The organism is Bacteroidota bacterium, assembly GCA_034439655.1.
GTDB lineage: Bacteria > Bacteroidota > Bacteroidia > UKL13-3 > UKL13-3 > CANJUD01.
In genome coordinates this window covers 1-23871 of sequence record JAWXAU010000036.1, presented here as the reverse complement: position 1 = coordinate 23871, position 23871 = coordinate 1, and the positions used below count along the sequence as shown (strand labels likewise).

At 38.2% G+C, this 23871-nt stretch carries 36 protein-coding genes; 5 read left to right on the top strand and 31 right to left on the bottom strand.

What is annotated here, in order from left to right; translation table 11 throughout:
• The first annotated feature begins 566 nt into the window (after positions 1–566).
• The 5 genes from SGJ10_02390 to SGJ10_02370 all read left to right on the top strand — a co-directional run bounded on the left by SGJ10_02390 (position 567) and on the right by SGJ10_02370 (position 2539).
• On the top strand, positions 567–1109 hold the full coding sequence (locus SGJ10_02390) for a hypothetical protein (GenBank protein MDZ4756974.1): 543 nt from the start codon (positions 567–569) through the stop codon (positions 1107–1109).
• A gap of 2 nt (positions 1110–1111) precedes the next feature.
• The gene (locus SGJ10_02385; GenBank protein ID MDZ4756973.1) at positions 1112–1582 is read left to right on the top strand and encodes a hypothetical protein; all 471 of its coding nucleotides are present in this window, start codon (positions 1112–1114) and stop codon (positions 1580–1582) included.
• A 159-nt stretch (positions 1583–1741) separates the two neighbouring features.
• On the top strand, positions 1742–2065 hold the full coding sequence (locus tag SGJ10_02380; protein MDZ4756972.1) for a deaminase domain-containing protein: 324 nt from the start codon (positions 1742–1744) through the stop codon (positions 2063–2065).
• Entirely contained in the window at positions 2052–2276 is a 225-nt protein-coding gene (locus tag SGJ10_02375; GenBank protein MDZ4756971.1) for a hypothetical protein, read from the top strand. The genes SGJ10_02380 and SGJ10_02375 overlap by 14 nt, the downstream gene beginning before the upstream one ends.
• 20 nt (positions 2277–2296) lie before the next feature.
• Entirely contained in the window at positions 2297–2539 is a 243-nt protein-coding gene (locus tag SGJ10_02370) for a hypothetical protein (protein ID MDZ4756970.1), read from the top strand.
• A 56-nt stretch (positions 2540–2595) separates the two neighbouring features.
• Here SGJ10_02370 and SGJ10_02365 read toward each other — a convergent pair whose 3' ends face one another.
• The 31 genes from SGJ10_02365 to SGJ10_02215 all read right to left on the bottom strand — a co-directional run bounded on the left by SGJ10_02365 (position 2596) and on the right by SGJ10_02215 (position 23397).
• Complete coding sequence (locus SGJ10_02365) at positions 2596–2925, bottom strand: type II toxin-antitoxin system RelE/ParE family toxin (GenBank protein MDZ4756969.1); 330 nt, start codon at positions 2923–2925, stop codon at positions 2596–2598.
• The gene (locus SGJ10_02360) at positions 2915–3130 is read right to left on the bottom strand and encodes a hypothetical protein (protein MDZ4756968.1); all 216 of its coding nucleotides are present in this window, start codon (positions 3128–3130) and stop codon (positions 2915–2917) included. Before SGJ10_02360 ends, SGJ10_02365 begins: the two co-directional genes overlap by 11 nt.
• 11 nt (positions 3131–3141) lie before the next feature.
• Entirely contained in the window at positions 3142–3504 is a 363-nt protein-coding gene (locus SGJ10_02355) for a helix-turn-helix transcriptional regulator (protein MDZ4756967.1), read from the bottom strand.
• A gap of 713 nt (positions 3505–4217) precedes the next feature.
• Positions 4218–4733, bottom strand: coding sequence for a 50S ribosomal protein L17 (gene rplQ, locus SGJ10_02350; GenBank protein MDZ4756966.1), 516 nt, complete (start codon positions 4731–4733; stop codon positions 4218–4220).
• A gap of 80 nt (positions 4734–4813) precedes the next feature.
• Positions 4814–5806 (bottom strand): DNA-directed RNA polymerase subunit alpha, encoded by a 993-nt coding sequence (locus SGJ10_02345; GenBank protein ID MDZ4756965.1) that lies wholly within the window; start codon positions 5804–5806, stop codon positions 4814–4816.
• Between the two features lie 13 nt (positions 5807–5819).
• Positions 5820–6428, bottom strand: a complete 609-nt coding sequence (gene rpsD / locus SGJ10_02340; GenBank protein ID MDZ4756964.1) for a 30S ribosomal protein S4 — start codon at positions 6426–6428, stop codon at positions 5820–5822.
• Between the two features lie 23 nt (positions 6429–6451).
• Complete coding sequence (gene rpsK, locus SGJ10_02335) at positions 6452–6841, bottom strand: 30S ribosomal protein S11 (GenBank protein MDZ4756963.1); 390 nt, start codon at positions 6839–6841, stop codon at positions 6452–6454.
• Positions 6842–6854: 13 nt separating this feature from the next.
• Positions 6855–7235: a 30S ribosomal protein S13 gene (gene rpsM, locus SGJ10_02330; protein ID MDZ4756962.1), complete on the bottom strand. Its 381-nt coding sequence runs from the start codon at positions 7233–7235 to the stop codon at positions 6855–6857.
• A 2-nt stretch (positions 7236–7237) separates the two neighbouring features.
• Positions 7238–7354, bottom strand: coding sequence for a type B 50S ribosomal protein L36 (ykgO, locus tag SGJ10_02325; protein MDZ4756961.1), 117 nt, complete (start codon positions 7352–7354; stop codon positions 7238–7240).
• Between the two features lie 7 nt (positions 7355–7361).
• Complete coding sequence (gene infA / locus SGJ10_02320; protein MDZ4756960.1) at positions 7362–7580, bottom strand: translation initiation factor IF-1; 219 nt, start codon at positions 7578–7580, stop codon at positions 7362–7364.
• Between the two features lie 65 nt (positions 7581–7645).
• Positions 7646–9010, bottom strand: a complete 1365-nt coding sequence (gene secY / locus SGJ10_02315) for a preprotein translocase subunit SecY (GenBank protein ID MDZ4756959.1) — start codon at positions 9008–9010, stop codon at positions 7646–7648.
• Complete coding sequence (rplO, locus tag SGJ10_02310) at positions 9007–9465, bottom strand: 50S ribosomal protein L15 (GenBank protein MDZ4756958.1); 459 nt, start codon at positions 9463–9465, stop codon at positions 9007–9009. Before rplO ends, secY begins: the two co-directional genes overlap by 4 nt.
• Before the next feature lie 17 nt (positions 9466–9482).
• Positions 9483–9662 carry a 50S ribosomal protein L30 gene (rpmD, locus tag SGJ10_02305; GenBank protein MDZ4756957.1) on the bottom strand — a complete coding sequence of 60 codons (180 nt, stop codon included), beginning with the start codon at positions 9660–9662 and terminating at the stop codon, positions 9483–9485.
• Positions 9663–9669: 7 nt separating this feature from the next.
• Entirely contained in the window at positions 9670–10188 is a 519-nt protein-coding gene (rpsE, locus tag SGJ10_02300) for a 30S ribosomal protein S5 (GenBank protein ID MDZ4756956.1), read from the bottom strand.
• Positions 10189–10207: 19 nt separating this feature from the next.
• Positions 10208–10555, bottom strand: a complete 348-nt coding sequence (gene rplR / locus SGJ10_02295) for a 50S ribosomal protein L18 (protein ID MDZ4756955.1) — start codon at positions 10553–10555, stop codon at positions 10208–10210.
• 24 nt (positions 10556–10579) lie between these two features.
• Complete coding sequence (gene rplF, locus SGJ10_02290) at positions 10580–11134, bottom strand: 50S ribosomal protein L6 (GenBank protein ID MDZ4756954.1); 555 nt, start codon at positions 11132–11134, stop codon at positions 10580–10582.
• A 19-nt stretch (positions 11135–11153) separates the two neighbouring features.
• Positions 11154–11549, bottom strand: a complete 396-nt coding sequence (gene rpsH / locus SGJ10_02285; protein MDZ4756953.1) for a 30S ribosomal protein S8 — start codon at positions 11547–11549, stop codon at positions 11154–11156.
• Positions 11550–11610: 61 nt separating this feature from the next.
• The gene (rpsN, locus tag SGJ10_02280) at positions 11611–11880 is read right to left on the bottom strand and encodes a 30S ribosomal protein S14 (protein MDZ4756952.1); all 270 of its coding nucleotides are present in this window, start codon (positions 11878–11880) and stop codon (positions 11611–11613) included.
• Between the two features lie 21 nt (positions 11881–11901).
• Positions 11902–12453 carry a 50S ribosomal protein L5 gene (gene rplE / locus SGJ10_02275; GenBank protein MDZ4756951.1) on the bottom strand — a complete coding sequence of 184 codons (552 nt, stop codon included), beginning with the start codon at positions 12451–12453 and terminating at the stop codon, positions 11902–11904.
• 6 nt (positions 12454–12459) lie between these two features.
• On the bottom strand, positions 12460–12807 hold the full coding sequence (rplX, locus tag SGJ10_02270) for a 50S ribosomal protein L24 (GenBank protein MDZ4756950.1): 348 nt from the start codon (positions 12805–12807) through the stop codon (positions 12460–12462).
• A gap of 15 nt (positions 12808–12822) precedes the next feature.
• On the bottom strand, positions 12823–13191 hold the full coding sequence (rplN, locus tag SGJ10_02265; GenBank protein MDZ4756949.1) for a 50S ribosomal protein L14: 369 nt from the start codon (positions 13189–13191) through the stop codon (positions 12823–12825).
• Position 13192: 1 nt separating this feature from the next.
• Positions 13193–13468 carry a 30S ribosomal protein S17 gene (rpsQ, locus tag SGJ10_02260; GenBank protein MDZ4756948.1) on the bottom strand — a complete coding sequence of 92 codons (276 nt, stop codon included), beginning with the start codon at positions 13466–13468 and terminating at the stop codon, positions 13193–13195.
• 7 nt (positions 13469–13475) lie between these two features.
• Entirely contained in the window at positions 13476–13676 is a 201-nt protein-coding gene (gene rpmC / locus SGJ10_02255; protein MDZ4756947.1) for a 50S ribosomal protein L29, read from the bottom strand.
• Positions 13677–13694: 18 nt separating this feature from the next.
• A complete protein-coding gene (gene rplP / locus SGJ10_02250) occupies positions 13695–14117 on the bottom strand; it encodes a 50S ribosomal protein L16 (GenBank protein ID MDZ4756946.1) in 423 nt (140 codons plus the stop codon).
• 240 nt (positions 14118–14357) lie between these two features.
• Complete coding sequence (locus SGJ10_02245; GenBank protein ID MDZ4756945.1) at positions 14358–16049, bottom strand: M28 family peptidase; 1692 nt, start codon at positions 16047–16049, stop codon at positions 14358–14360.
• 63 nt (positions 16050–16112) lie between these two features.
• On the bottom strand, positions 16113–16940 hold the full coding sequence (locus SGJ10_02240; GenBank protein ID MDZ4756944.1) for a sulfite exporter TauE/SafE family protein: 828 nt from the start codon (positions 16938–16940) through the stop codon (positions 16113–16115).
• 68 nt (positions 16941–17008) lie between these two features.
• Positions 17009–18667, bottom strand: a complete 1659-nt coding sequence (locus SGJ10_02235; protein ID MDZ4756943.1) for a S41 family peptidase — start codon at positions 18665–18667, stop codon at positions 17009–17011.
• A 164-nt stretch (positions 18668–18831) separates the two neighbouring features.
• Positions 18832–20979, bottom strand: coding sequence for a peptidylprolyl isomerase (locus SGJ10_02230; protein MDZ4756942.1), 2148 nt, complete (start codon positions 20977–20979; stop codon positions 18832–18834).
• Positions 20980–21202: 223 nt separating this feature from the next.
• Complete coding sequence (locus SGJ10_02225) at positions 21203–21904, bottom strand: SDR family oxidoreductase (protein MDZ4756941.1); 702 nt, start codon at positions 21902–21904, stop codon at positions 21203–21205.
• 3 nt (positions 21905–21907) lie between these two features.
• A complete protein-coding gene (locus tag SGJ10_02220) occupies positions 21908–22840 on the bottom strand; it encodes an anti-sigma factor (protein ID MDZ4756940.1) in 933 nt (310 codons plus the stop codon).
• Positions 22837–23397 carry an RNA polymerase sigma factor gene (locus tag SGJ10_02215; protein ID MDZ4756939.1) on the bottom strand — a complete coding sequence of 187 codons (561 nt, stop codon included), beginning with the start codon at positions 23395–23397 and terminating at the stop codon, positions 22837–22839. The genes SGJ10_02220 and SGJ10_02215 overlap by 4 nt, the downstream gene beginning before the upstream one ends.
• Positions 23398–23871 lie beyond the last annotated feature (474 nt).

Genomic DNA, 23871 nt, shown 5'->3' with positions numbered 1-23871 from the left:
ATCCGAATACTTATAGGAGGGTCGTTCCGCTACGCTCCACTTCCCCTCCTATAAGTATTCCCTCTATAACCGTTTACACAATCTACTTTATACTCCCGTGTAAATATTTCTTACAACGAAGCCACATTTTTACTAAAAAAGTCTTTAAATTTTTTATTCGTAAGCATTTTGTCAATTAGTTTGAAGATGGTTTGGCGGTCATCGTCTTCTAATTGTTGTATCAGTCGCATTTGTTCTACGGCAGTTTTGTCTTCAATTACTACTTCTTGGGGTATTTTGCCATCGTGGTTAATAATTTGGTCGGTGGTAAGGTTAAACCTGGATTACTCATTAGAACATTTAAGTTGATTTTAACAGTTTTTTTTTCAATTAAAACAAACGATTTCCAGGATTTTCAGAATGCTTTATGCCTAAAGCGTAATTTGGGTTAAATAGTTGAGCCGATAATCCATTTTCGAATTTTTCAAGTGAAAGAAAAAAGCAATGAAATTTTTCTTTTCACCTGAAAAAAAAACGAGCTCGTACACGCATACAAAAAACCCGAAATAGTTCATTATCTTTGCCCGATGAACTTCAAAAAGTACATATTAGGGCTTTTGGTAACACTCTTTTTTAGTGTACCTAGCTTTGCCGAGAAAATTGATTTTTTTGGTAAGGGGGAAGTAGTTGTTAAAGGGGCGGGGAAGGTCTTCAAAGTTGGTGATAATATTGTTGGAATTGCAGTTAAACAAATAATAACAGGCACAAATGGAAAGTTTGCTATCATAGGTCGGTCAATGGGAAATGCTGAAGTAACTGGAGTAAGAAATGTTTACTCTGAATTGAAAAGTGTACAAAAATTGGATGTTGAAATTTTTGATGCAGCTTCATTAACTGGAATTTGGAAAACAAAGTTTGACGATGCGTTAATTGAGTTTTCTCAACAAACAAATAATTGGACTAAAAAACTGACTAATCAAGAGCTTCTGCAATTGAAAATGTACAAGGTGAATAAGGGATGGGCTCAAAAGCTTGTTGATGAAGGATATACGATTTTAGATATGGGAGACTTTAATAATCTAGGTTTTAGTGCATTTTATTCAATGGAAAAAGCAACGATATTTAAATAAATATGGGAATCGAAAAACTAAATATAGATTTAATAGGCAGGCTTTTGGAAAGGATTCTTAGCTTCAATATTTTATTTAATGATTATATTCTTTCCACTAAAAATATACAAAAAAATAATAATCCAGTAAAAGTAACTGAGTATGATTTTGTTTTTGTTTCTGATATTAAAAATAGGTGGATGTTTATCAGAATTGAGGATTTTTTCACTTACCAAAAATTGATAATTTGGATAAATCAAATAAATGATAAAAAGCCAATTAATTTCGATGTGCTGAGTTATTTTTTATCTGAATTAGATTTAAAAAATATTAAACAGAAAATGATATTTAAAGCTAAATCAGAAATTGAGTTAGAAAAAATCATTGAAAGTATTTTTGAATTTATTGTTAATAATTCTGATGAGAAATTAAAGGGAATATTTGAAGGTAAAATTTGGATTGACACGCCATTCGATTGGGGAGACTATAAGTGATAAAATGCAGTTGTTAAAGGGGCGGGGAGACAGACTTGGAATGGATTCACAAACATCTTTAAAGCCAATGCTGATGAGATTTTAGAAGCAACAAATCGAATAAAAAATTATAGAACTAGCACAAATTTATCAGGAAAAAACTGTGGCTATATTGAAGGTGTGGTTAATGGTTCTTCTGTCGAGAATAAAATTTGGTTAAGTGGAGAAGCTAAAATTGAATTAGAACCTCAAATATTTACAGCAATTAATGTTGAAGGTGGTGGCGGAAGAACTTGGTTAAGAAATACAGATTCAGAGTATAAAATGCTGAACAAATTAGCAAGTGATTTAGGTGGAGCACAAGGTGTTGTAAAAGCTAATATTGCAGGTGAAATAAAAATAATTTCCGAATTGCCCTATTGTGCATCCTGCCAAGGTATCATAAAGCAATTCAATGAAATGTTTCCTAACGTAAAATTAATTCTAGTCGATGGAGCAAAATAAAAAACACGAAATATTTGAAATTATTTGTGATGATGAAATATTTATTATCAAAGCAATTAACATTTATAATAAAACATATTTGACAGATTTCAAGCTACTTGAATATGTATTAGATGAAGTAAATTTTGCAAAAATATCAGGTACTGTTTATTTATCAGATATTTTTCAATTAGGTAGTTTATATGGTCGTCTTTCAAAAGATGTTTCCTAACATAAAATTAATTCTAGTAGATGGAGCAAAATAAAGAATTAGTATTTGAGATTATTTGCGATGATAAGCTTTTTCCAGAAAGCATTGACAGCTATAATAATACCTATAAAACAGATTTTACTATTCTTGAATTTATCTATGATGAAGTTATTTTTGCTAACGTTAAGGTAACAAAATTCACGGAATCAGATATTTTTCAACTTGGCTTTCAATATGGTGGCTTGGTTCAATATAAAAGACAAAATGGAGAAATAGATTGGTAAATTGATTCTACTTCGTAATATTTAAAGCGTTTGAGAGAGTAACTTAATACGTTTTTTCACTCCGCCAACATTTCAATAAGCTCTTGCAAATCTTTATCAGAAATTGTAGCTTGTTCGGATTTGTCGTAAATATCCATTAAAAAGACGGCATTGTTAATAATGCGAACGTAAGTAATCATTCTTGCACCACCACTTTTGCCCTTGCCTTTACTGGTAATGACAAAGCGTATTTTATAGCATTCTTTACCAATAGGAGTGCCGAGCGTTGGGTTTTCTTCTAGTTCGTTAATCACTTCAAGTAAATCAGCTTTAAGTGATTTGTGTTTTTTAGCAAGCCTTTTTAGTTTTCTTTCAAAAGGCTCGGTAGCAATGATGTCAAAGCTCATTGAGTAGGTCTTTTGCAGATTTTAATTTCTTTTTTCCTTGCTCAAATAATTTAACATCATTAAATGCATCAGCTAAATCAGCTATAAATTGGCTTTTAGCTTCGTCTTTTACTTCCTTCACAACGGTAATGTAATCAAGGCTTTTAATCATTTCCATAAAAAATGGAATACGATTGTTTTGGGTTATATCAAGTATTACTTTCATTTTATTAAAATTTATTTTGCAATATTCAAAGCGTTTGAGAGCGTATCTGTTAAACGTTTTTTCGTAATCGCCATATCAATAATATTGAAGATAGAAGTTTTTTCTACGTCTTCCAACTCGTCTAATAATCGTAAGCGTTCAACTACATTTTTATCATAGCTGTTAATGTTGGTAAGTTGTTCTTCGCTAAAAAGTTCAGCAACCGAAACATCCAAAGCATCCGCAATTTTTTCTAAAGATGATACGGTAGGTTCAACTTTACCGCTTTCCATTCGGCTGTACTGAGCCTGATCCATACCAATAGAAGTCGCCAATTCTTTTTGAGAAAGGTTTTTAGCCGTTCTAAAATGCTTTATTTTTTCCGCTATGTTCATAATATTGACTTTTAACACAACAAAGGTAGTTTTTTATACTCTCTAAATCAATATAAAGAACAAGTGTAAAATTTTATTATGATTTTACTCCCACGTTGTCGCCGTTCTGCGAACGGTGACTTTGAAAACAAATAGTCTATAATTTCAGGTCTGCGACCTGGTTACCTCGGCTACCTTTAAAAGTTGTATATTGGGGATTATATCAGAGAGCAAAAGGAGTTTAATAACTATACGTTTGATTCCCTTGATGCAGTGGATGAAAAGCTTGGCATAGCTCTGTGTGATTTACAGAATGAGAAAAGAGCAATTAGCAGTATGTGCAATTTCGATTGGTTAATTTCAACAACTTGTTAGCGGTTTAGTATAAAATAGTTCTCCGCCTGTGGCGGATTTGGTTTGTAGAATGGTACTGCCGAACTACATCCCGAAAGCCCCGCTTAATCCCGATAATTATCGGAATTAAGCGGGATTAGTCCCTTTCTTTTGGACTATTATACCATTTCTTAAACTATAATAGTTCTCCGCCTTTGGCGGATTAGTTTTTAGAATGGTAATGCCGAACTACAATATGTTTAGTCCCCCTTTTTTGGGACTATTATATATTGAGTTTCGGTATAAGGCCAGACTAATCACAAAAAAAGCCCCGCTTCTCAGCAGGGCTTTCAATATTATTATCAGTGTCAGGTGGGAATACCTGCCAGCACTGTTGTTGCTTATTCTTCAGTAGTATCAGCAACTTCGTTGCTTTCAGCTTCTTCAGTTTTGGTAGGCTCAGCGGCAGGAGCAGTGTCCTTAGGTTTGGCAGTGCTACCAGCACGGCGGGTACGTTTGGCTGCTGTTTTCTTGGTAGTATCAGCTTTTTGGTAATACTCATTAAAGTCAACCAATTCCATCATACACATTTCGGCATTGTCGCCTAGGCGGTTGCCTGTTTTAAGTATGCGGGTATAGCCTCCGGGGCGTGTTGCTACTTTCTCGGCTACTGCACCAAAAATCTCCTTGGTGCTGAACTTACTTTGCAAGTAACTGAACACAATACGGCGGTTATGCATATTGTCTTCCTTGGCTTTGGTAATCAACTTCTCTACATAAGGGCGTAAAGCTTTTGCCTTGGCCACTGTGGTAGTGATGCTCTTGTGCATAATGAGCGATGAAGCCATATTGCTTAACATAGCCTTACGGTGGCTACTGGTGCGTCCCAGGTGGTTAAATGATTTATTGTGTCTCATTATTGTTATTCTGTTCTATTACTTCGATTAACTCAGCATGACAGAAATCGTTCAATCACACCTCATTAAATCATTAAATGTTAGTCTTCGTGTAGTTTAAATTTGGTTAAGTCCATACCAAAGCTCAGGTTCTTTTCACGAACAAGCTCATCAAGTTCGCTCAAAGATTTTTTACCAAAGTTACGGAACTTCAATAAGTCTTCTATGTTATAGCTCACCAACTCAGAAAGGGTTTTGATCTCGGCAGCTTTCAGGCAGTTGTATGCTCTTACGCTTAGGTCTAAATCGCTTAATGGGGTTTTCAATATTTTGCGTTGTGCTACGAAGTTGTCATCAACTTCAGCTACTTGCTCTCTCACTGCTGATTCGATAGCAATGTTCTCATCACTGAACAACATAAAGTGTTGTATCAATATTTTGGCAGCTTCTTTCAAAGCATCTTCTGGGTGAATAGACCCATCGGTGCTTATCTCTAATGTTAGTTTTTCGTAGTCGGTTTTTTGCTCCACCCTGAAATCTTCAACTGAGTATTTCACGTTTTTAATGGGGGTATAGATAGCATCGATTGGTATTAAGCCAATAGCAGCATCTTTAGGTTTGTTCTCATCAGCAGGAACATAGCCACGACCTTTTTCGATAGTAAGTTCTACTTCTAAGGTAGTGCCTTTTTCCATGTGGCAAATAGGCAATTCGGTATTAAGTACCACAAAGTTGTTTGTGAACTTGTTTAGGTCGCCAGCAGTAAATGTTTCCTTGTTTTTAACAGTAAGGAAAATCTTCTCTTGGTCAACACCTTTTTGGGTGGCTTTGAAACGCACTTGTTTAAGGTTTAGGATAATGTCCATCACATCTTCTACAACGCCTTTCACGCTGCTAAATTCATGATCGACACCATTAATTTTCACACTGGTAATGGCATAGCCTTCTAGTGATGAAAGTAGAATACGACGTAGAGAGTTGCCGATGGTTTGACCATAGCCTTTCTCAAGTGGACGAAATTCAAACAGACCATAAGAGTCTGTGTCTTTATGCATAATTACCCGATCGGGTTTTTGAAATGCTAATATTGACATATTTTTTATTTAATTATTTAGAGTATAATTCGACGATTAATTGTTCCTTGATGTTTTCAGGAATTTGATCCCTATCGGGGTAGCTTAAGAATTTACCTGTTAATAGTTTCAAATCCCACTCAAGCCAGTTAAAACGTTTGATGTTTTTGCCTTGTATGCAATCAACTATTACTTCCAATGTTTTTGATTTTTCTCTGATAGCGATTACATCGCCAGCTTTTAACTGATAGGAAGGGATATTAACCACACCACCGTTAACCGTAATATGACGGTGTGAAACCAACTGACGTGCACCGTTACGAGTTGGGGCAATGCCCAAACGAAAAACGGTATTGTCCAAACGGGCTTCCAAAAATTTCAAAAGGTTTTCACCTGTAACACCTTTGGCTACTGACGCCATGTGGAAAGTACGGGCAAATTGTTTTTCCAAAACACCATAGGTGTATTTTACTTTTTGCTTCTCATTCAACTGAATGGAGTATTCCGACTGTTTGGTACGCTTACGGGTTTGTCCGTGCTGCCCAGGAGGGTACATACGCCTCTCCAATGCTTTGTCGGGTCCGAAAATGGGTTCGCGAAAACGACGGGCTATCTTTGTTTTAGATCCTAAATATCTTGCCATAATAATCTTACTGTATTAATTCTTTATACCCTTCTACGTTTTGGGGGCCTGCAACCATTGTGAGGCATAGGTGTTACATCTTTTATAGACAGTACTTCGATTCCTGCATTGGCCAATGTTCTGATAGCAGAGTCGCGACCTGAGCCGGGACCTTTTACAAAAACATCCACTTTGCGTAAACCTAGGTCGAATGCTACCTTGGCACAATCGGTAGTTGATACCAATGCTGCATAGGGAGTGTTCTTTTTAGATCCTTTAAAACCATTTTTGCCAGACGAAGACCATGAAATAACTTGGCCTGTGCTGTTGGTTACAGTTACTATACAATTGTTGAAAGTGGACTTGATATGCACTTGTCCGATGCTTTCAACTACAACTGTCCGTTTTTTTGATACTTTTTTATTGGTAGCCATTGCTTATACTATCTTATTTAGCTGGTGTTTTCTTCTTTCCTGCAACTGTCCTACGTTTTCCTTTACGGGTACGAGAGTTGGTTTTGGTACGTTGTCCGCGAACTGGTAGTCCTTTACGGTGTCTCAGCCCTCTGTAACAGCCGATATCGAGTAGCCTTTTGATATTAAGTTGCACTTCACTACGAAGTTCGCCTTCAATCTTTAGGTTTTCCGAAATGTGTTTACGAATAGCATTAAGGTCATCATCGTCCCAGTCTTGAACTTTCTTATTGAAATCAATACTATTGGTTGCCAATATCTTACGGGCAGTGGCAGGGCCAATACCGTAAATATAGGTGAGTCCTATCTCACCGTGTTTGTTTTTGGGTAAATCTACCCCTGCAATCCTTGCCATAATTAACCTTGTCTTTGTTTAAATTTTGGATTCTTTTTGTTGATGATATAGAGTTTCCCCTTGCGGCGAACCACTTTGCAATCAACACTGCGTTTTTTTATTGAGGCTCTAACTTTCATGTTCGTATTATTTGTATCTATATGTTATTCGTCCTTTGGTCAAATCGTATGGCGACATTTCTAGTGAAACCTTATCGCCAGGCAAAATTTTGATATAGTGCATCCTCATTTTACCTGATATATGACAGATAATCTCGTGGCCATTTTCAAGACGTACACGGAACATTGCATTTGACAATGCTTCCACGATTATTCCGTCTTGTTTTATTACTCCGAGTTTGCTCATCCTGCTGTAAAAAGGGCTGCAAAAGTATCTGTTTTTTCTCTATTTTCCAAGTTTAAATTCTATTATTAAGCTGAGGCCATGGCCTGCGTAGTCCGTCCTTTTATTTTACCTGTTTTCATCAACCCGTCATAGTGCCTCATCAGTAGGTAACTTTCTATCTGCTGCAAGGTATCTAATACCACACCTACCAGTATAAGCAATGAGGATCCACCATAGAATTGGGCAAACTGGCTGTTAACTCCAAATGATGCTGCAAATGATGGAAGAATAGCTACAAATGCTAAAAATATGGCACCTGGCAATGTTATTCTAGACATTACTGAGTCAATAAAGTCGGAGGTAGCTTGCCCGGGTTTTACTCCCGGAATAAAGCCGTTATTTCGTTTCATATCATCCGCAATCATTTTAGAATTGACCGATATGGCAGTGTAGAAGTACGTAAATATTATGATTAAAAGAGCGGTCATTACATTGTAACCAATCCCTCGATAATCTAAAAATGTACCGAGGAATCCTGATAACGATTCGTTTTGGACAAGCTGGGCAATTGACTGTGGAATAAACATGATAGCCTGGGCAAAGATGATGGGCATTACTCCTGCAGCATTTATCTTGATAGGCAAATACTGACGTGAGCCTCCAAACTGACGATTGCCTACAATACGTTTTGCATATTGCACTGGGATCTTTCGAGTGCCTTGCACCAGAAGAATTACGCTCATTATAATAAACACGAGTGCCACAATTTCGACCAAGAATACCACCAATCCCCCTGTTGATTCATTAAATCGTGAGTCGAATTCTGCAAGTAGTGCAAGTGGTAAACGTGCAATGATACCTACCATAATAATTAGTGATACGCCATTGCCTAATCCTTTATCGGTAATTTTTTCACCCAGCCAAAGCACAAACATGGTCCCCGAAACGAGTAATACGGTATTAGTAAACATCCACATGAAGTTACCTAAATATTCAGGACTTATACCATAAATGGCACCAGCAGTAGATGGATCGTTCTTTAAATTAACTAAGTATGCGATTGATTGTAATGTGGTAACGGCTATAGTGAGGTAACGTGTGTACTGATTGATTTTTCTACGTCCGTCTTCACCTTCTTTTTGGATACGTTGGAAGTAGGGAACTGCAAGTGTTAGTAATTGTATAATGATACTAGCAGAGATATAGGGCATAATTCCTAATGCGAAAATGGAGCCCCTCGAAAAGGCACCACCAGCAAAGGTGTTGATTAAACCTGCCAAACCTTCGTTTGCTTTTTGGGAGGCGGCTTCCAATCCAGCAGGATCGATACCTGGCAGCACTATAAAAGTGCCCAGCCTGAACACACCCAAAAACAGAAGTGTATTGAGAATGCGATAACGCAAATCTTCAATACGCCAAATATTTTTTAAGGTCTCTATGAATTTTTTCATTTGTAAGACTTGATAATTTCTATTTTACCACCTAGTTTTTCAACTTGCTCTTTTGCAGTTGCAGTTATAGCGTGAACGCTAATATTGACGGCTGATTTAAGTTCCCCACGACCTAATATCTTCACCAAATCATTTTTTGAAGTGAGCCCATTTTTATAGAATACTTCCAAATTAAATTCGGTGATTTTTTTAGTGTCCACCAATCTTTGCAAGGTATCTAAGTTAATGCCTGTGTGCTCAATGCGGTTGATATTTGTAAAACCAAATTTAGGCAAGCGGCGTTGAAGTGGCATTTGCCCCCCTTCGAAACCAGCCTTGGCAGAATAACCAGAACGCGATTGTGCTCCTTTGTGACCTTTGGTAGCTGTTCCACCTCTGCCTGATCCTGTACCGCGACCAATACGCTTGTCCTTCTTAGTAGCTCCTTCGGCGGGTTTTAAATTGTGTAATTCCATGATTTTATTGAAGGTCTTTAAATATTTTCAGTTGTTACCAAATGTGATACTTTTCTCAGCATTCCCAATATTTGAGGAGTAGCTTCGTGTTCAACAGTTTGATTGAGTTTACGCAAGCCCAATGCTTCCAAATTACGTTTTTGGTTTTCGGGCCTGTCTATTTTCGATTTGATTTGTTTGATTCTAATTTTAGCCATGATAATATCAACCGTTAAAAACTTGTTTCATTGAAATTCCTCTGCTTGTTGCAACACTTGCTGCATCACGCATTTTGCTAAGGGCAGCTATTGTGGCTTTCACCACATTGTGGGGATTTGAAGATCCTTTTGATTTAGCCAATACATCGGTGATACCAGCACTCTCAAGAACTGCACGCATAGCACCACCGGCTATTACGCCTGTGCCATGTGCGGCTGGTTTCAAGAATACTCTGCCCCCCGAATATTTGCCATTTTCTTCATGAGGAACTGAACCATTGATAATAGGCACTTTAATTAGGTTCTTTTTAGCATCTTCAACGCCTTTTGAAATAGCGTCGCTTACCTCCATTGCCTTACCTAATCCGTGCCCTACGATGCCTTTACCATCGCCTACCACAACAATAGCTGAGAAGCTAAAGGTACGGCCTCCTTTGGTAACCTTAGCTACGCGGTTAACGTGAACCAGTCTCTCTTTGAGTTCTAGTTCGCTGGTTCTTACTTTTTTTACGTTATCGTTCGACATTTCTTTGCTGTTTTAATAATTAAAATACCAAGCCACCTTCGCGGGCTCCTTCTGCTAAACTTTTCACACGGCCATGGTACAAATAACCACCACGGTCGAATACTACTTCTTTGATTCCCGACTCGAGTGCCTTTTCAGCAAGGGTCTTGCCAACCAATGAAGCAATTTCTATTTTGTTAGTTTTAACGTCCAACTTGGCAGAAGAGGAGGCTAACAAAGTTTTGCCTGCCACATCGTCAATTAGTTGAGCATATATTTGCTTATTGCTCCTAAAAACTGACAACCTTGGTCTAGCTGCAGTTCCTGATATACTGCCACGAATTTTGCGGCGTATTTTATCTCTTCTATCTGTTTTTGTAAATGCCATTGTAGTTTCCTTTCGTTTTTACTATTATTTACCTGCTGATTTACCTGCTTTTCTACGAAGTATTTCGCCCACAAACTTGATACCTTTACCTTTGTATGGCTCGGGTTTGCGTAACGACCTAATTTTGGCAGCTACCTGTCCTATCAATTGTTTGTCGGCACTCGTAAGGGTGATGATGGGGTTTTGTCCTTTATCCTGACGTGTTTCTATTTTAACTTCTACTGGAATTTGCATATAAACATGATGCGAAAAACCGAGTGTTAGGTCAAGAATTTGTCCATCGTTGGTGGCTTTATATCCCACACCTACTAGTTCTTGTTCTATTTTATAACCTTCGGAAACACCTTTGATCATATTACCAATCAACGACCTATATAGACCATGAAGAGCTTTATGACGTTTTTGTTCCGTAGGGCGTTTTAAGGTGATGACACTGCCTTCTATCTCAATGGCAATATCAGAATCTATTTTTTGTTCAAGCTGCCCTTTGGGGCCTTTAACGGCAACTATATTGTTGTCGGCTAACTTTACATCCACTCCTGTGGGAATTGTAATGGGCAATTTTCCTATACGTGACATTTCTTTTTCTCCTTTATGATTAATAAATGTAACACAAAACTTCGCCGCCTACATTTGATTGACGTGCTTCTTTATCGGTCATCACACCTTTTGAAGTGGTGATAATAGCGATACCTAATCCATTGATTACACGTGGCAAGGTGGAATGGTCGGCATACTTTCGTAAACCTGGTTTACTAACCCTTGTTAATTTACGAATGGCAGGAGCCTTGGTAACTGGGTTATACTTGAGAGCAATTTTAATAACGCCTTGTGGACCTTCGTCTTCGAATTTGTAATTTAGGATATAGCCCTTTTCGAACAATACCCTGGTCATTTCTTTTTTAAGTTTGGATGCGGGTATTTCCACAATCCTTTGATTTGCTTTAATTGAGTTCCTCAATCGAGTCAAATAATCTGCTATTGGATCTGTCATTTTTTATATTTGTTTAGAGTTACGGGCACTTGCCTGCACTTTCTGTTAATTCTTTTTTATTTTACCAAGACGCCTTGGTTACTCCTGGTAAACGACCAGCAAGTGCTAGGTCGCGAAACTGGTTACGGCAGATGCCATATTCCCTGATATAACCTTTAGGGCGGCCAGTTAAGCTACATCTGTTCTTTAATCTAACAGGAGAAGCATTCCTTGGCAATTTTTGTAGTCCTTCGTAATCGCAAGCCTTTTTAAGAGCTGCTCTTTTTTCGGCGTACAAGGCTACTACTTTTTCGCGTTTGCGTTGACGGGCTTTTATTGATTCTTTGGCCATTATTATTGTTCTTGTTTAATATTAGTTTTTGCTAAAAGGTATTCCAAATTCTTTCAAAAGTTCACGGCACTCTTCGTCGCTAGTTGCAGTAGTTACAAAAGTGATATCCATACCATTTATTTTGCTTACTTTATCAATCACTATCTCAGGAAAAATGATTTGCTCTGTAACACCGAATGAGTAATTTCCTCGGCCATCAAAACCTGTAGTCTTAAGTCCTTGAAAATCGCGAACACGGGGTAAGGAAACCGATACCAATCTGTCGAGGAATTCGTACATCCTTTCACCACGCAAAGTAACACGAGCCCCTATGGGAACTCCTTTACGCAGTTTGAAATTGGATACGTCTTTCTTCGATTTTGTAGGCACGGCTTTTTGACCTGCTATTTTGCTCATCTCGACAACGGCGTTTTCAATCAGTTTTTTATCTGCAACAGCATCACCTAATCCTTGGTTAAGGCATATTTTGGTGATTCTTGGTATTTGCATAGTAGAGGTATAGCCAAACTTCTCTTTAAGGTTTGACTTGATGCTCTCTTCAAATTTTGTTTTTAATCTTGGTTGGTAGCTCATGGCTTATTAGTTCTTTATAATTTCACCTGATTTTTTTGAGTAACGTTGTAAATTTCCATCCTCATCGGCTTTACGTCCTATACGAGTAGAATTGCCTTGGGCATCAATTACTTTAACGTTAGAAATATTGATAGACATTTCTTTATCTATAATACCGCCATTAGGGAATTGTTTGTTAACGTTAGGTTTCAAATGCTTTTTAACCACGTTAACACCTTCTACTAAAATACGGTTTTTTTCACGCAATACTTCGAGTATGCGGCCTTTTTTGCCTTTGTCATCGCCGGCTATAACGATTACCTGATCGCCTTTCTTGACGTTCAGTTTGCGGTGTTTTTCAAATATTGTTGCCATTGTTTTTATATTGTATTATAATACTTCTGGTGCTAAGGATACTATTTTCATATATTGCTTTTCACGTAGTTCGCGAGCTACTGGCCCGAATATGCGGGTAGCACGTGGCTCGTCTTGGGCATTAAGCAATACGCAAGAGTTATCATCGAAGCGGATGTATGAACCATCAGCACGGCGAACTTCTTTTTTGGTGCGAACTACTACTGCCTTTGTTACAGACCCTTTTTTGATACCTCCAGAAGGGATAGCATCTTTAACGGTCACTACTATTTTGTCGCCCACGCTTGCATAATGCTTGCGGGTACCTCCTAAAACGCGGATAACCAAAACTTCTTTGGCTCCAGAGTTGTCGGCTACTTTTAATCTCGATTCTTGTTGTACCATTTTATTTTGCCCTTTCTATTATTTCTACCAGTCTCCAGCGTTTATTTTTGCTAAGGGGACGGGTCTCCATCAACTTAACGATATCGCTGATATTGCATTCATTCTTTTCGTCGTGAGCCATAAAAGTAGAGGTATTCTTGATGAATTTACCATACTTCTCGTGTTTGTACTTACGTTCAACAGCTACCACTATGGACTTATCCATTTTGTTGCTCACCACTTTACCCACTATGGACTTACGTTCTTTGCGTGTGGCTATATTTGTTGTTTCTTCCATTGCTGTATTATAATTGGGCTGTGCTATTGCGGTTTTTTGTTTCAGTGATCATTCGGGCAACTGCACGGCGTGTTTCCCTTATTTTGTGTGGGGCTTCCATATTGGCCACTGCGTGGTTCAATTTCATTTTGGTGAGAGCTATACGAGTTTCTGTAAGGGTTTTTTTCAACTCTTCTGCAGATAACTGAGCTATATCTTTCTGTTTCATTTTTTTACAGTATTATTTTTACTCGGCGGTATAATCAGGTTTAACTACGAAACGGGTTGTAACAGGTAGTTTTTGAGCTGCAAGCCTCATGGCTTCTTTTGCAACTTCTAAGGGAACACCGTCACTTTCGAAAATAATGGTACCAGGCTTAATTGGGGCTACCCAATACTCAGGGGCTCCTTTACCTTTACCCATACGAACTTCTGCTGGCTTCTTGGTAACTGGTTTATCAGGGAAAATGCGTATCCATACATTTCCTTCACGTTTCATGAAACGGGTTACGGCAATACGGGCGGCTTCTATCTGACGAGCGGTTATCCAGGCTGGCTCAAGCGACTTTAGGCCAAAAGAGCCGAACTCGATTAAGTGACCACGTGTAGCAAGTCCTTTCACACGGCCTTTCTGCATCTTACGGTATTTGGTACGTTTGGGTTGTAACATTTGATTGTTGTTTTATTTGACCACAATAAATAGGTATCCCTACAAATTTTGGGGCTGCAAAGATAAGGGGCTAACCTTAACTAAAAAATAGGGGACAAAAAATTTTTTTCTTTTCTTTGCTTGATAGGCAGGGACTGGCTTTGATAGCATTTTTTTGCTTGGCAGCCGAATTTATTTTTTGCTTTTTTGAGAAATCTCTATAACAAGTGACTTTAATTACGGTGCGAATTCTCGCATTCCTCAAAACACCACCTGCACCACAACTTCTTTCCCTCCACGTAACAATTTGCAGGGTACTTTATCGCCCTTTTCGTGGCCACCCAAAGCCTTCACATATTGCTGCATATCAGTGGTTTTTATACCACCTAAATCTATAATAATATCGCCCTTTTGAATTCCTGCAATGGCGGCAGGTTTTTCGGCGGTTACCCCATCTACTTTTATTCCCGAACCTTCGTACATATAATCGGGCATGATTCCCATAGTTACTTTAAAACGTGGGCGATCGCCTTCGCTATTATCTTTGGAGGCGGTAAAAGGTAGTTTGCCTTGCTTGTCCATTTGCAATATAATATTATACATAAAATATATCACTTGTGCCTCGCCCTCATAGTTTATATAAATTTCGTCGTCGCTAGGTTTATGATAGTCATTGTGATTGCCCGTAAAAAAATGCAAGACTGGTATCTTCTCTTTATAAAATGAAGTATGGTCGCTTGGGCCAACTCCCGATTCAGATTTTTTGATATTGAAGGGAAGGTTTTTAATGCTATCGAGCAAAACCCATTGGGGAGAGGTGCCAGTACCACTTACTGCCAAAATATTTTTGGTGGAATCCAAACGACCCACCATATCCATATTAAGCATGTAATTGAATGACTGGATGCCAAAACCCATATCATTAACAAAATGTTTGGAACCATAAAGCCCCAGTTCTTCACCACTGAATGCCACAAATATATAATTATTGCCGGAAGCCTTGGGATTGTCTTTAAGCTGGCCCGCCAGTTCGAGCAATGCTGCAACACCACTCGCATTGTCATCGGCACCATTGTGTGTAGCAGGGGCTCCTTTGTGTAAACTTCCTGATATTTCACCAAGACCCAAGTGATCGTAATGGGCACCTATTACCACGGTGTTCTCGGCTTTGTTATTAATAAAGGCAATAACATTATGCCCTGTTTTTTCTTCTTTTATAATTTCAGTTTCTATAAAGAAAACAGGATCTTTGCTCACCCTGCCGGACGTTATCCGTTTATTGCCACAAAAAACTATTGGGATACTTTTACGATTCCCTTTTATATGAATACCGGAGTCGGGATTGAAGGCTGAGTCTTGGTCATTGATAAATACAATGCCCGCAGCCCCGTTTTTAATTGCTAAATCAATACGATAATCAATATCATATTCGGCATAGGTTGAATGGATTTTCGCATCAGGGTACCCTACTTTTATCACAAATATTTTTCCTTTAATATTTTCTTTATCTAAAGGAGCATAATCATCGTGGTTCATTTTGGGTGCAGAAATACCGAACCCTGCGGTGATGGCTCTTGCAAAGGCTACCCCACTCCCACTGCTGTTGAGCGGATAAAATGCTTTATATAAAGGGAAACTCCCATTGTTTCCACTTTCTATATATTTGAGTGTGTTTTTTTTGCCCAAATAAACTTTTGAAGTATATTTAAATGGTTGCAAATAATTATCGTAAGGCATCATTGGTTGCAGACCCAAAGTAGTAAATTGCTTAATTATATAATCTGATGCCAATGCCTCTCCCCTTGTGCCTGTGGCACGACCTTGCAAGGAATCGTTAGCCAAAAACAATATATGCTTTTTTAAATCGGACTTAAGTTGTGCATGTGGTTTTACAAATTGAGAATAGGTATTACTATAATACAATAATGTTATAATAAAAAAAATACGATTCATATAAATGTGTTTGGTAGATACTTTTTTTTGGACTGCGAAAATAATAAATGGTTAACTGCTTATCTATAATACATCGTTAAGTTGCAATACTTTTACAATCATTACAATACTAATAATACTTGCAAATATGAACTTGAGTGTAAATGGCTTCATAGTTTTGGCGGCATGCACACCCAACGGAGCGGTAACAAACACGCCTATAATAAGTGGCAACACTAATGGGTAGACGATATAACCTGTCTGCAGGTTGTGAAGCTGTTGGATATTATTTGCGAAAATATATAATGCTACATTTGCAATTGCCAACACAGGTATTACACCTGTAGAAATTGAAGTAGCTTTCTTAATATTAATCTTAAGCAGGTTGGTAAATACGGGTACCATCACAATGCCGCCTCCCAAACCAGAAACAGAAGTAATTATTCCCGTAAAGAAACCTGTAAAACCCATCTTCATGGAATTTGGAAAAACATTACTTTCGATTTCGTCCTTTTGCTTATCGAAAAACATACGAAACACCAAGGGTGCTAACATAAAAAGAAATACTAGGGTATAGGTTTTCTTATCATATAAAAACCATTCTTGTTCTATAGCATAGGTCACTGCAATAGTACTTACCAAAGCAGGCAAAGTAGTTTGTATTACTTGCTTACTGTAAAAATTATTCAGTTTGATTTGTTTATAGGTAATGATGATACCTGAAAATATAATTACAAATAGTGAATTGGCCAGAATAAACTTGACCGCATCTGCATCGTTCACCCCCAATTTTTTTAGATAAAATTCCAATGCTGGAATAAACAAAACGCCACCACCCACACCTAATAATCCTGAAACAAAACCTCCGATTAAACCAAAGAACAAGATAATTATATAATCTTCGACAAGCATAGATATAACTATTAATAGTTGCCTGGAATTAGAGATTACTATATAATATATTCCTTCTTAATATCATATTATGGTTTCAATAGTTTGTTGAACAAGGCATCGTCGTTGATAGCTTTAACGGCCTGCAGAATGTCTGGGTCATCGTCCCAAGAGTTTTCGTAAGTGCCTCGTTCATGGTAATAACGTTTTACAATTTCGCGTTCTATCAATATTTTTATCTCGTCTTTATATTTAAGTACATCCGATTTTTTGTTATTATATAATTCCGTTTTCAGTTTCTCGTACTCTGCTTTAATGGATTCGAAATACTTTTCTTCCTCGGCTTTCTTTTTCAACTCTTCCAATTGCTTCTCCGTTTTGGTTTTATAATCATAATTTTTGGATGAAACAAAACTTACAAAATCTTCAAAGTCTACATCTGTAATTTTAAAATCTTTGGGCTGGGCAATAGTTTTATGTTCTTTATAATATTTCGATGCAAAGTCAAACACTAATTGTTTGGCCATAAGGCTTTGGGTTACCGCACTGTACTTCACTTCATCCACCTTTATATCTGGCGTAATTCCTCCACCATCAAACACTTTACGGCCATTTTTGGTTTTGAAAGCTTTCTTGAGCGAATCGGCTATTTCGCCCACTGAGCCATCCTCGTTGCGATGGCTGTAGTCGAGTGCTTGTATACAGCGACCTGAAGGGGTATAATACTTGGCTGTGGTAACTTTGAGCTGCGTATTATAACTTAGGCTGCGTGTACTTTGCACCAAGCCTTTACCAAATGAACGTTGGCCGATTACAATACCTCTATCCAAATCCTGAATGGTGCCGCTCACAATTTCTGATGCTGATGCCGAGCCACGATTGGTCAATACCACCACTTGTATATTTTCATCAACGGGTATTTGCATGGTTTTATATTCCTTTTCCCATTCTTTCACCTTGCCTTTTGTACTCACCACCAATTGATTTTTGGGCGAGAAAACATTTACCACATTTACTGCCTCAATCAATAAGCCACCGGGGTTCCCTCTCAGGTCGAGAATTACCCCTTTTATTGATGGGTTTTTTTCGTTCAATTCTTTCAAAGCATTGGCCACATCATTGCCAGCATCGCTGCGAAAATCTCGAAGTTTTATATAACCTACTTTGTCATTTATCATTCCATAATAGGGCACGTTCTTTACTTTTATTTCTTCGCGTTCCACCTCTTTCATCATATTACCCTCGCCTTCACGTTTTATCTTAATCTTCAGTTTTGTTTTGGGCTGCCCTTTCAATAGTTTACTAGCATCGGAGGTGCTTTTTCCTATCATATTTATGCCGTCTATTTCCAATATTACATCACCGGGTCTCAGATCCGATTTCTGGGCAGGACTATTTTCATAGGGGTCGGTTATAATAATCTCATTATCGCGTATTCCTATTTGCGAACCTATTCCTCCGTATGCACCAGTTATGGTAAACCTATAATCTTCTATTTCCGATTCAGATATATAATCAGTATAAGGATCTAATGTTTTCAACATCTCGTCGATGGCCTTTCTCATTAGTTTGCCAGGGTCGGTGGGGTCAACATAATAAGTGTTCACCTCTTTGAACAAGGTAACGAAAATATCTAAATTCTTGGATATCTCGAAGTATTCATCAGATACTGCAGCGGTAGGAACTATAAGAACCAAGGCAATACCGAGATACATGAGTTGCTTTTTAAAACGGCGAAATAATTTCATTGGAGTAATTTGTTTATGAGATACGGTTTGCTGCTATACAAGGTTTCAAAAATAACGCCGAAATATCGAATGACTTTAAAAAGATATCAAACCTTGGGTATAAGAGCAAAAGAGCCACGACATTTTGATATCGTGGCTCTTTGTTACTATGTTTTTATATTCTATTAAAAGGAGAGGAAACGTCTATCTGATATTTCAGCTTTTTGTTTCATGGCAGCTTTAAGCATATACTCAGCACTTCCCTTTAATCGCATGTTAATTTCTTTCTGCTCGGTTTTAAAATCTTTGGGGGCTGCGGCACCATCATTGAATTTTTCAACTAAGGCAATATATACACCTTGATTACCTTCTACTACATCGGTAAACTGACCTGCGGCAGTTCCAAAAACTGCTCCCAATAATTTAGGCTCTGGCCCTAATGCTGCAATATTGTTATTATCGAAGGTTTGATTTTCGGCACTTTGGTCTACAGTTTTTAGTTCAATAGCCAAATCGACTGTGTTTTTGGTTTTTGCCTTGGCTGCTTCTATACGCTTGCGGAATTCCTCTGCTTTTTTCATTTTAATGGTTTCCTGATCAACAATGGTTTTGATATCTTCCATTTTAGGGATTCCCTTTTCTTTTATGTTTATTATAATAGCTATCACTTGACGGTTACCAAATAATTGCACGTCTGATATATCGCCTTTTTTACCTTTCATAGTCCATCCCAACAATGACTTTGACTCTGGCACACCGGGAATATCTCTTTGTGATGAGGATACTTGAACCGTCTGCAAAATTACTCCTGATTTACCTGCCGACTTTTCAAAATCTTCTGCCGTTTTTACGCTGTTGCGAAACTCTTCTGCTTTCTTTTCCGCCGTGGTTTGTGTCTCTTTGCCAGGTTCAATTCTCACCTCGTATGAGGCCACCTGTATCATGTGGTTTGTTTTATCTTCTGGTTTCACAATGTGCACGCCGTAAGTAGTTTTAGCAAGTCCTACTTGTCCGATAGCGGTAGTTTTTGCCGCCTTCGAAAACTCGGGCATATATTGTTTTTCATTGGTCCAATCGTAAAATCCACCTTTCTGCCCCCCTGTCTGTTGGTCTCTATTACCTGGATCCTCAGTATTTGCATTTGCCAATAAAACGAAGTCACCACCCTTTTTCAACAAAGCCATAAGTGAATCAACAACTTTCATAGTAGCCACTGTATCAATTTTATCTTTATTCTTTTTCCAATTAATTAATATATGTCTTAGTTTTAAAGAATAAGTACTGTCTTGCTTGGTATTGGTTAATCTATATACTTTAAAAGCATTACCCTCTAAAGATGGGCCTATAGTACGCCCAATTTTGCCATTGAACATTGAATCGGCAATCATTGGGTTGGGGTATGCATTTTTACCATAATAGTTGGTATCCAAATTATAGGTTGATGCTAATGATTTGAAGCCAGAGTCATTATGGACATTGTTTAACTTGAACCAAAAGTCGTCAAATTGTTTTTTGGCTTCAGCACTGTCGGCCGAACTTGGTAAAATATCGAACGCTGCAAATTTTATTTCTCTGTTCTCGTCATTGTTTTGAAACTTATATGCATTTTCGTTATACCATTTCTGGCGATCCTCATCATTAATTTTAACACTGCTATCGCTTACAGTATTATACTTCAAGGCCACTACTTTAAAGTTAGCCGACCTTTGGTGACTTGCCCACATATCTTTTGCTTCTAAATTGGAAACATATACAACCGACTTCATCAAATTATAATACTTTTCCATACGGCGACGTTTTTCCACATCACGTTTAGCAAGCTCGAGCATATTCGAAATCTTACCATTTTTATCCTCAGGAATATTTCCCTGCATTTTGTAATACTGTGTAACCATAGCAGCCGAAAATTGCTGACCAAACAATTGCTGCATCTCACGGGCTGGTCTTTTTTCGTCACGCAATATCTCAGCTAACTCTTGGCCACTTAGTTTATCCAAACCAAGTCTCTCCAATTCGCTGTTATAAATATATTCGTCTTGTATATCGTTCCATACCACATTTTGAGCTTGGTCACGCATTTGTGTAGTAGGTGTTTCTGGTTTATCAGGATTTTGACGGAAAGCCATTAATTGAGCTTCATAATCTGTACGATTGTCATATTCTTTGAACTCAACTTTCTTACCAGCAATGATTGCCATGCTGTTATCCTGACTCCTAAAAATGCCCATGTTGTTGTTGATGGCATCCGATACAATAAATGATACCAAGGCAAAGGCCACTAAACCTACTGCTAACCCTGTGGCGTTGTTCCTAATTCGACTAATGATTGACATATCTATATTTTAATTCTTTTTTGTTTGTTGTTGCAAAATTGCAAAAGGGCTGCAAAATAAACACATATACCCCTTAAAAACAAAACTTTTTTGGGTTTTATAGTTCAATGCGTGTGAGTTAGCTATTTAGCTACGAAAATAACAACTTTGGTCACCTCGCTTGTTGCAGGTGTGGACACCCTACTATGTTCAACGAAATTCTAGCGATGCTGTCTCTATCTTGTTATATATCGCCCTGCATCGGACGCATGACCAATTCCTCTACAACGGTTGTGGCTGGCAGGTGGTGAACATCCCACAGAGCACGGGCTACATGAGTAGCTTGCATAAAGCGGCTTTGGGGCAATATAGTTCCCTCCCACGAATCGGTGAGGGTGGCACCTGGCAATACACTGGTAACACGTATGCCTCTTGGTTTTAATTCTTCACGCAATACTTTGCTAAAACCCAATAAGGCAAACTTGCTGATACAGTAACTACCACCATTTACATAGGGCGTGAAGCTAGCGGTTGAACCTATATTGATGATATTGCCTTCATTATTTTGCATAACAGGAAGTATAGCTCTGGTTAGATGATAAGCTGCTGCAACATTGGTGGCTATCTGCCTTTCGAACACACCTTCTTCTTCGGTGCTGATGCCACCGGGTTCGAACATGCCTGCATTATTAATGAGCAAATGTATGTGTTCGAACTTTTCAATGATTTTTTTTGCAAATAGTTGTAGTTCTTCTTTTACAGTGATATCGGCTGAAAAGCCAAAGAATGTTTGGTTGGGATAGCTTTCTCTTAATTCTTCCACAAGCTTTTCTACCATTATATAATTGCGGGCACAAAAGGATATATTATAGCCGCCTGCTGCAAATATTTGAACTGTGGCGAGGCCAATGCCTCGTGTGCCGCCTGTTATTACTATGTTTTTCATGGATTATATATTCCCGAACACATACATCTGTTCAAGTGTAGGAGACGCACTGCCGCCTACTTTCTCTAGTGTGATGGCAAAGGCTTGTGCTTTTGCTACACTCTTCATATGGGCGACTCCTTTTTTGGTGGCATTCATGTCTATCATACCTAAGTCGATGGGCTTACCATCCTGTATGGCCCACAATTGGTATTGCTTTCCTTCGGGAGGCTTGGGCATATTGGCATAGGTAACCATTACATCTTTGCCCTCACGATCCCAGCATATTATAACGTCGGATTTGGGTGAAATAGCTTTGCCCTCTAGTTTAATAAACTTCAAACTAGGCTTACGGAACCATTCATTTTCATCGGCAAGTGTTTTCATACTTGCTTTTTGAGCTTCCATTTCGCTGGCTAGTTTGTTTTTCTCGCTTTGGTAAGCGGTTATCTTGCCTTCGGCTTGCTGCCAATTATTATAATAGTCATTGGCCAAATAACTTGCTGCCATCATCCCTATAAAAGATGCTGCGGCAAACCAAGGTGCTAAACGGAAACGCCTTACTGGTTTCGCTGAATCTGTATCCTCGAGTTTATGTATTTTAAGTGGTGCGGATTTTTGTTCTTGTTTAACAGCAGGTGGTGGCGGTACTGGTTTTACGAATTCTTTCTCAACTACTTTCTCTGGAGCTTTTTCTACTACTTCTTCAACTAAAGGTTGCGGTTTTTGTTCCTGTTTTTGCAACTTCGCCCATATTTGCTCTTGCATATTTGCAGGAGGTACTACAGCATGAGCTTCTACATAACCTTGCAGCGATTGTTGCACTCTTTCATACTCGGCTTTAAGCACGGGCGATTGTTTCAACAATGTATCAAACTGCAACACCTCATCGGGCGTAAGCATGCCAAAGAGGTAACCCTCTATGTAGCCTGACGATATGTAGTTAGTTATATTCAATTGTATTGTTCTTTTTGTGTAAATATGTTTCGCAAAGTGAGCATGGCTGCCCGTATACGGGTTTTGACGGTGCCCAAGGGAATGCCTATTTCTTTAGCGGCTTCTTCTTGCGTATAGCCTCCGAAGTAAACTAAGTTAATAAGTTCGCGTTGGTCTTTTTTGAGTTCTTTTACTAAGTCCCTCACTCCTATCAGCTCCACCTTGGGTTGGTTGCTATTAAGTGTGTCGAGTGTATGTACGGAGTCTTCGATGTTTTGGTTTTTTTGGAAGTTCTGATGTGCCTTGCTCCTTAGCGTATCGATAGCCACATTGCGTGCTACATTGGCCATCCAGGTATAGAGGCGGCCCTTAGTGGCATCGTACTGACTAATGTTTTTCCAAATTTTAATAAAAGTATCTTGCAGGGCATCGCGGGCTTGGTCCTCGTGAGGCAAAATACGCAAAACAATACCGTAGAGTGTGGCTGAATAGTGCTTGTACAAATAATCGTAACCCTCGCGGCCTCCCTGTTTTAGCAGGGCTACCAATTCTTCTTCGGCTAGGGTTACTTTTTGCACGAGTGTTATTGTTTTGCGGTTGCAAATTAAAGGGATTTTTCTGGGATTTGAAATATTGTTGTGAGTGGCGTTTTATGAGTTGTGGGAGAAGTTTAGATTGTATCTCCCTTTAATTTACGAATAAGACCCGTATTAAAATCACCCAAAATTGAGCTAGAAAAAGAAAAAAATACTGGGCAAAATTCTATAAGAAATATAATGAATTTTTATTAAAAAAGGGATTTACAGATAATTATTTGGGATTCCATTTTAAGAACCTTAAAGTATTTTTTTCTTATCTGGAAAAAACCTCGTCATTTGGTATTGGTCAAATTCATAAATCGTTTTATACCGAAACTCACTATATAGGGTCTGCTCAAAAACTCAGCCACCAGAAACAATTGTCTATTTTGAATTAAAAGCATAGTATAATGAATAATTATTCTTCTTTTTCACATGAAATATAGGCGTTGATTCTCCTTTTAATTTAGAGTT

What these genes read in the sequence shown, in the direction of transcription:
- SGJ10_02390 (MDZ4756974.1), top strand. Translation starts at nt 567, where the DNA reads ATGAACTTCAAAAAGTACATATTAGGGCTTTTGGTAACACTCTTTTTT.
- SGJ10_02385 (MDZ4756973.1), top strand. Translation starts at nt 1,112, where the DNA reads ATGGGAATCGAAAAACTAAATATAGATTTAATAGGCAGGCTTTTGGAA.
- SGJ10_02375 (MDZ4756971.1), top strand. Translation starts at nt 2,052, where the DNA reads ATGGAGCAAAATAAAAAACACGAAATATTTGAAATTATTTGTGATGAT.
- SGJ10_02370 (MDZ4756970.1), top strand. Translation starts at nt 2,297, where the DNA reads ATGGAGCAAAATAAAGAATTAGTATTTGAGATTATTTGCGATGATAAG.
- SGJ10_02365 (MDZ4756969.1), bottom strand. Translation starts at nt 2,925, where the DNA reads ATGAGCTTTGACATCATTGCTACCGAGCCTTTTGAAAGAAAACTAAAA.
- SGJ10_02360 (MDZ4756968.1), bottom strand. Translation starts at nt 3,130, where the DNA reads ATGAAAGTAATACTTGATATAACCCAAAACAATCGTATTCCATTTTTT.
- SGJ10_02355 (MDZ4756967.1), bottom strand. Translation starts at nt 3,504, where the DNA reads ATGAACATAGCGGAAAAAATAAAGCATTTTAGAACGGCTAAAAACCTT.
- rplQ (MDZ4756966.1), bottom strand. Translation starts at nt 4,733, where the DNA reads ATGAGACACAATAAATCATTTAACCACCTGGGACGCACCAGTAGCCAC.
- SGJ10_02345 (MDZ4756965.1), bottom strand. Translation starts at nt 5,806, where the DNA reads ATGTCAATATTAGCATTTCAAAAACCCGATCGGGTAATTATGCATAAA.
- rpsD (MDZ4756964.1), bottom strand. Translation starts at nt 6,428, where the DNA reads ATGGCAAGATATTTAGGATCTAAAACAAAGATAGCCCGTCGTTTTCGC.
- rpsK (MDZ4756963.1), bottom strand. Translation starts at nt 6,841, where the DNA reads ATGGCTACCAATAAAAAAGTATCAAAAAAACGGACAGTTGTAGTTGAA.
- rpsM (MDZ4756962.1), bottom strand. Translation starts at nt 7,235, where the DNA reads ATGGCAAGGATTGCAGGGGTAGATTTACCCAAAAACAAACACGGTGAG.
- ykgO (MDZ4756961.1), bottom strand. Translation starts at nt 7,354, where the DNA reads ATGAAAGTTAGAGCCTCAATAAAAAAACGCAGTGTTGATTGCAAAGTG.
- infA (MDZ4756960.1), bottom strand. Translation starts at nt 7,580, where the DNA reads ATGAGCAAACTCGGAGTAATAAAACAAGACGGAATAATCGTGGAAGCA.
- secY (MDZ4756959.1), bottom strand. Translation starts at nt 9,010, where the DNA reads ATGAAAAAATTCATAGAGACCTTAAAAAATATTTGGCGTATTGAAGAT.
- rplO (MDZ4756958.1), bottom strand. Translation starts at nt 9,465, where the DNA reads ATGGAATTACACAATTTAAAACCCGCCGAAGGAGCTACTAAGAAGGAC.
- rpmD (MDZ4756957.1), bottom strand. Translation starts at nt 9,662, where the DNA reads ATGGCTAAAATTAGAATCAAACAAATCAAATCGAAAATAGACAGGCCC.
- rpsE (MDZ4756956.1), bottom strand. Translation starts at nt 10,188, where the DNA reads ATGTCGAACGATAACGTAAAAAAAGTAAGAACCAGCGAACTAGAACTC.
- rplR (MDZ4756955.1), bottom strand. Translation starts at nt 10,555, where the DNA reads ATGGCATTTACAAAAACAGATAGAAGAGATAAAATACGCCGCAAAATT.
- rplF (MDZ4756954.1), bottom strand. Translation starts at nt 11,134, where the DNA reads ATGTCACGTATAGGAAAATTGCCCATTACAATTCCCACAGGAGTGGAT.
- rpsH (MDZ4756953.1), bottom strand. Translation starts at nt 11,549, where the DNA reads ATGACAGATCCAATAGCAGATTATTTGACTCGATTGAGGAACTCAATT.
- rpsN (MDZ4756952.1), bottom strand. Translation starts at nt 11,880, where the DNA reads ATGGCCAAAGAATCAATAAAAGCCCGTCAACGCAAACGCGAAAAAGTA.
- rplE (MDZ4756951.1), bottom strand. Translation starts at nt 12,453, where the DNA reads ATGAGCTACCAACCAAGATTAAAAACAAAATTTGAAGAGAGCATCAAG.
- rplX (MDZ4756950.1), bottom strand. Translation starts at nt 12,807, where the DNA reads ATGGCAACAATATTTGAAAAACACCGCAAACTGAACGTCAAGAAAGGC.
- rplN (MDZ4756949.1), bottom strand. Translation starts at nt 13,191, where the DNA reads ATGGTACAACAAGAATCGAGATTAAAAGTAGCCGACAACTCTGGAGCC.
- rpsQ (MDZ4756948.1), bottom strand. Translation starts at nt 13,468, where the DNA reads ATGGAAGAAACAACAAATATAGCCACACGCAAAGAACGTAAGTCCATA.
- rpmC (MDZ4756947.1), bottom strand. Translation starts at nt 13,676, where the DNA reads ATGAAACAGAAAGATATAGCTCAGTTATCTGCAGAAGAGTTGAAAAAA.
- rplP (MDZ4756946.1), bottom strand. Translation starts at nt 14,117, where the DNA reads ATGTTACAACCCAAACGTACCAAATACCGTAAGATGCAGAAAGGCCGT.
- SGJ10_02245 (MDZ4756945.1), bottom strand. Translation starts at nt 16,049, where the DNA reads ATGAATCGTATTTTTTTTATTATAACATTATTGTATTATAGTAATACC.
- SGJ10_02240 (MDZ4756944.1), bottom strand. Translation starts at nt 16,940, where the DNA reads ATGCTTGTCGAAGATTATATAATTATCTTGTTCTTTGGTTTAATCGGA.
- SGJ10_02235 (MDZ4756943.1), bottom strand. Translation starts at nt 18,667, where the DNA reads ATGAAATTATTTCGCCGTTTTAAAAAGCAACTCATGTATCTCGGTATT.
- SGJ10_02230 (MDZ4756942.1), bottom strand. Translation starts at nt 20,979, where the DNA reads ATGTCAATCATTAGTCGAATTAGGAACAACGCCACAGGGTTAGCAGTA.
- SGJ10_02225 (MDZ4756941.1), bottom strand. Translation starts at nt 21,904, where the DNA reads ATGAAAAACATAGTAATAACAGGCGGCACACGAGGCATTGGCCTCGCC.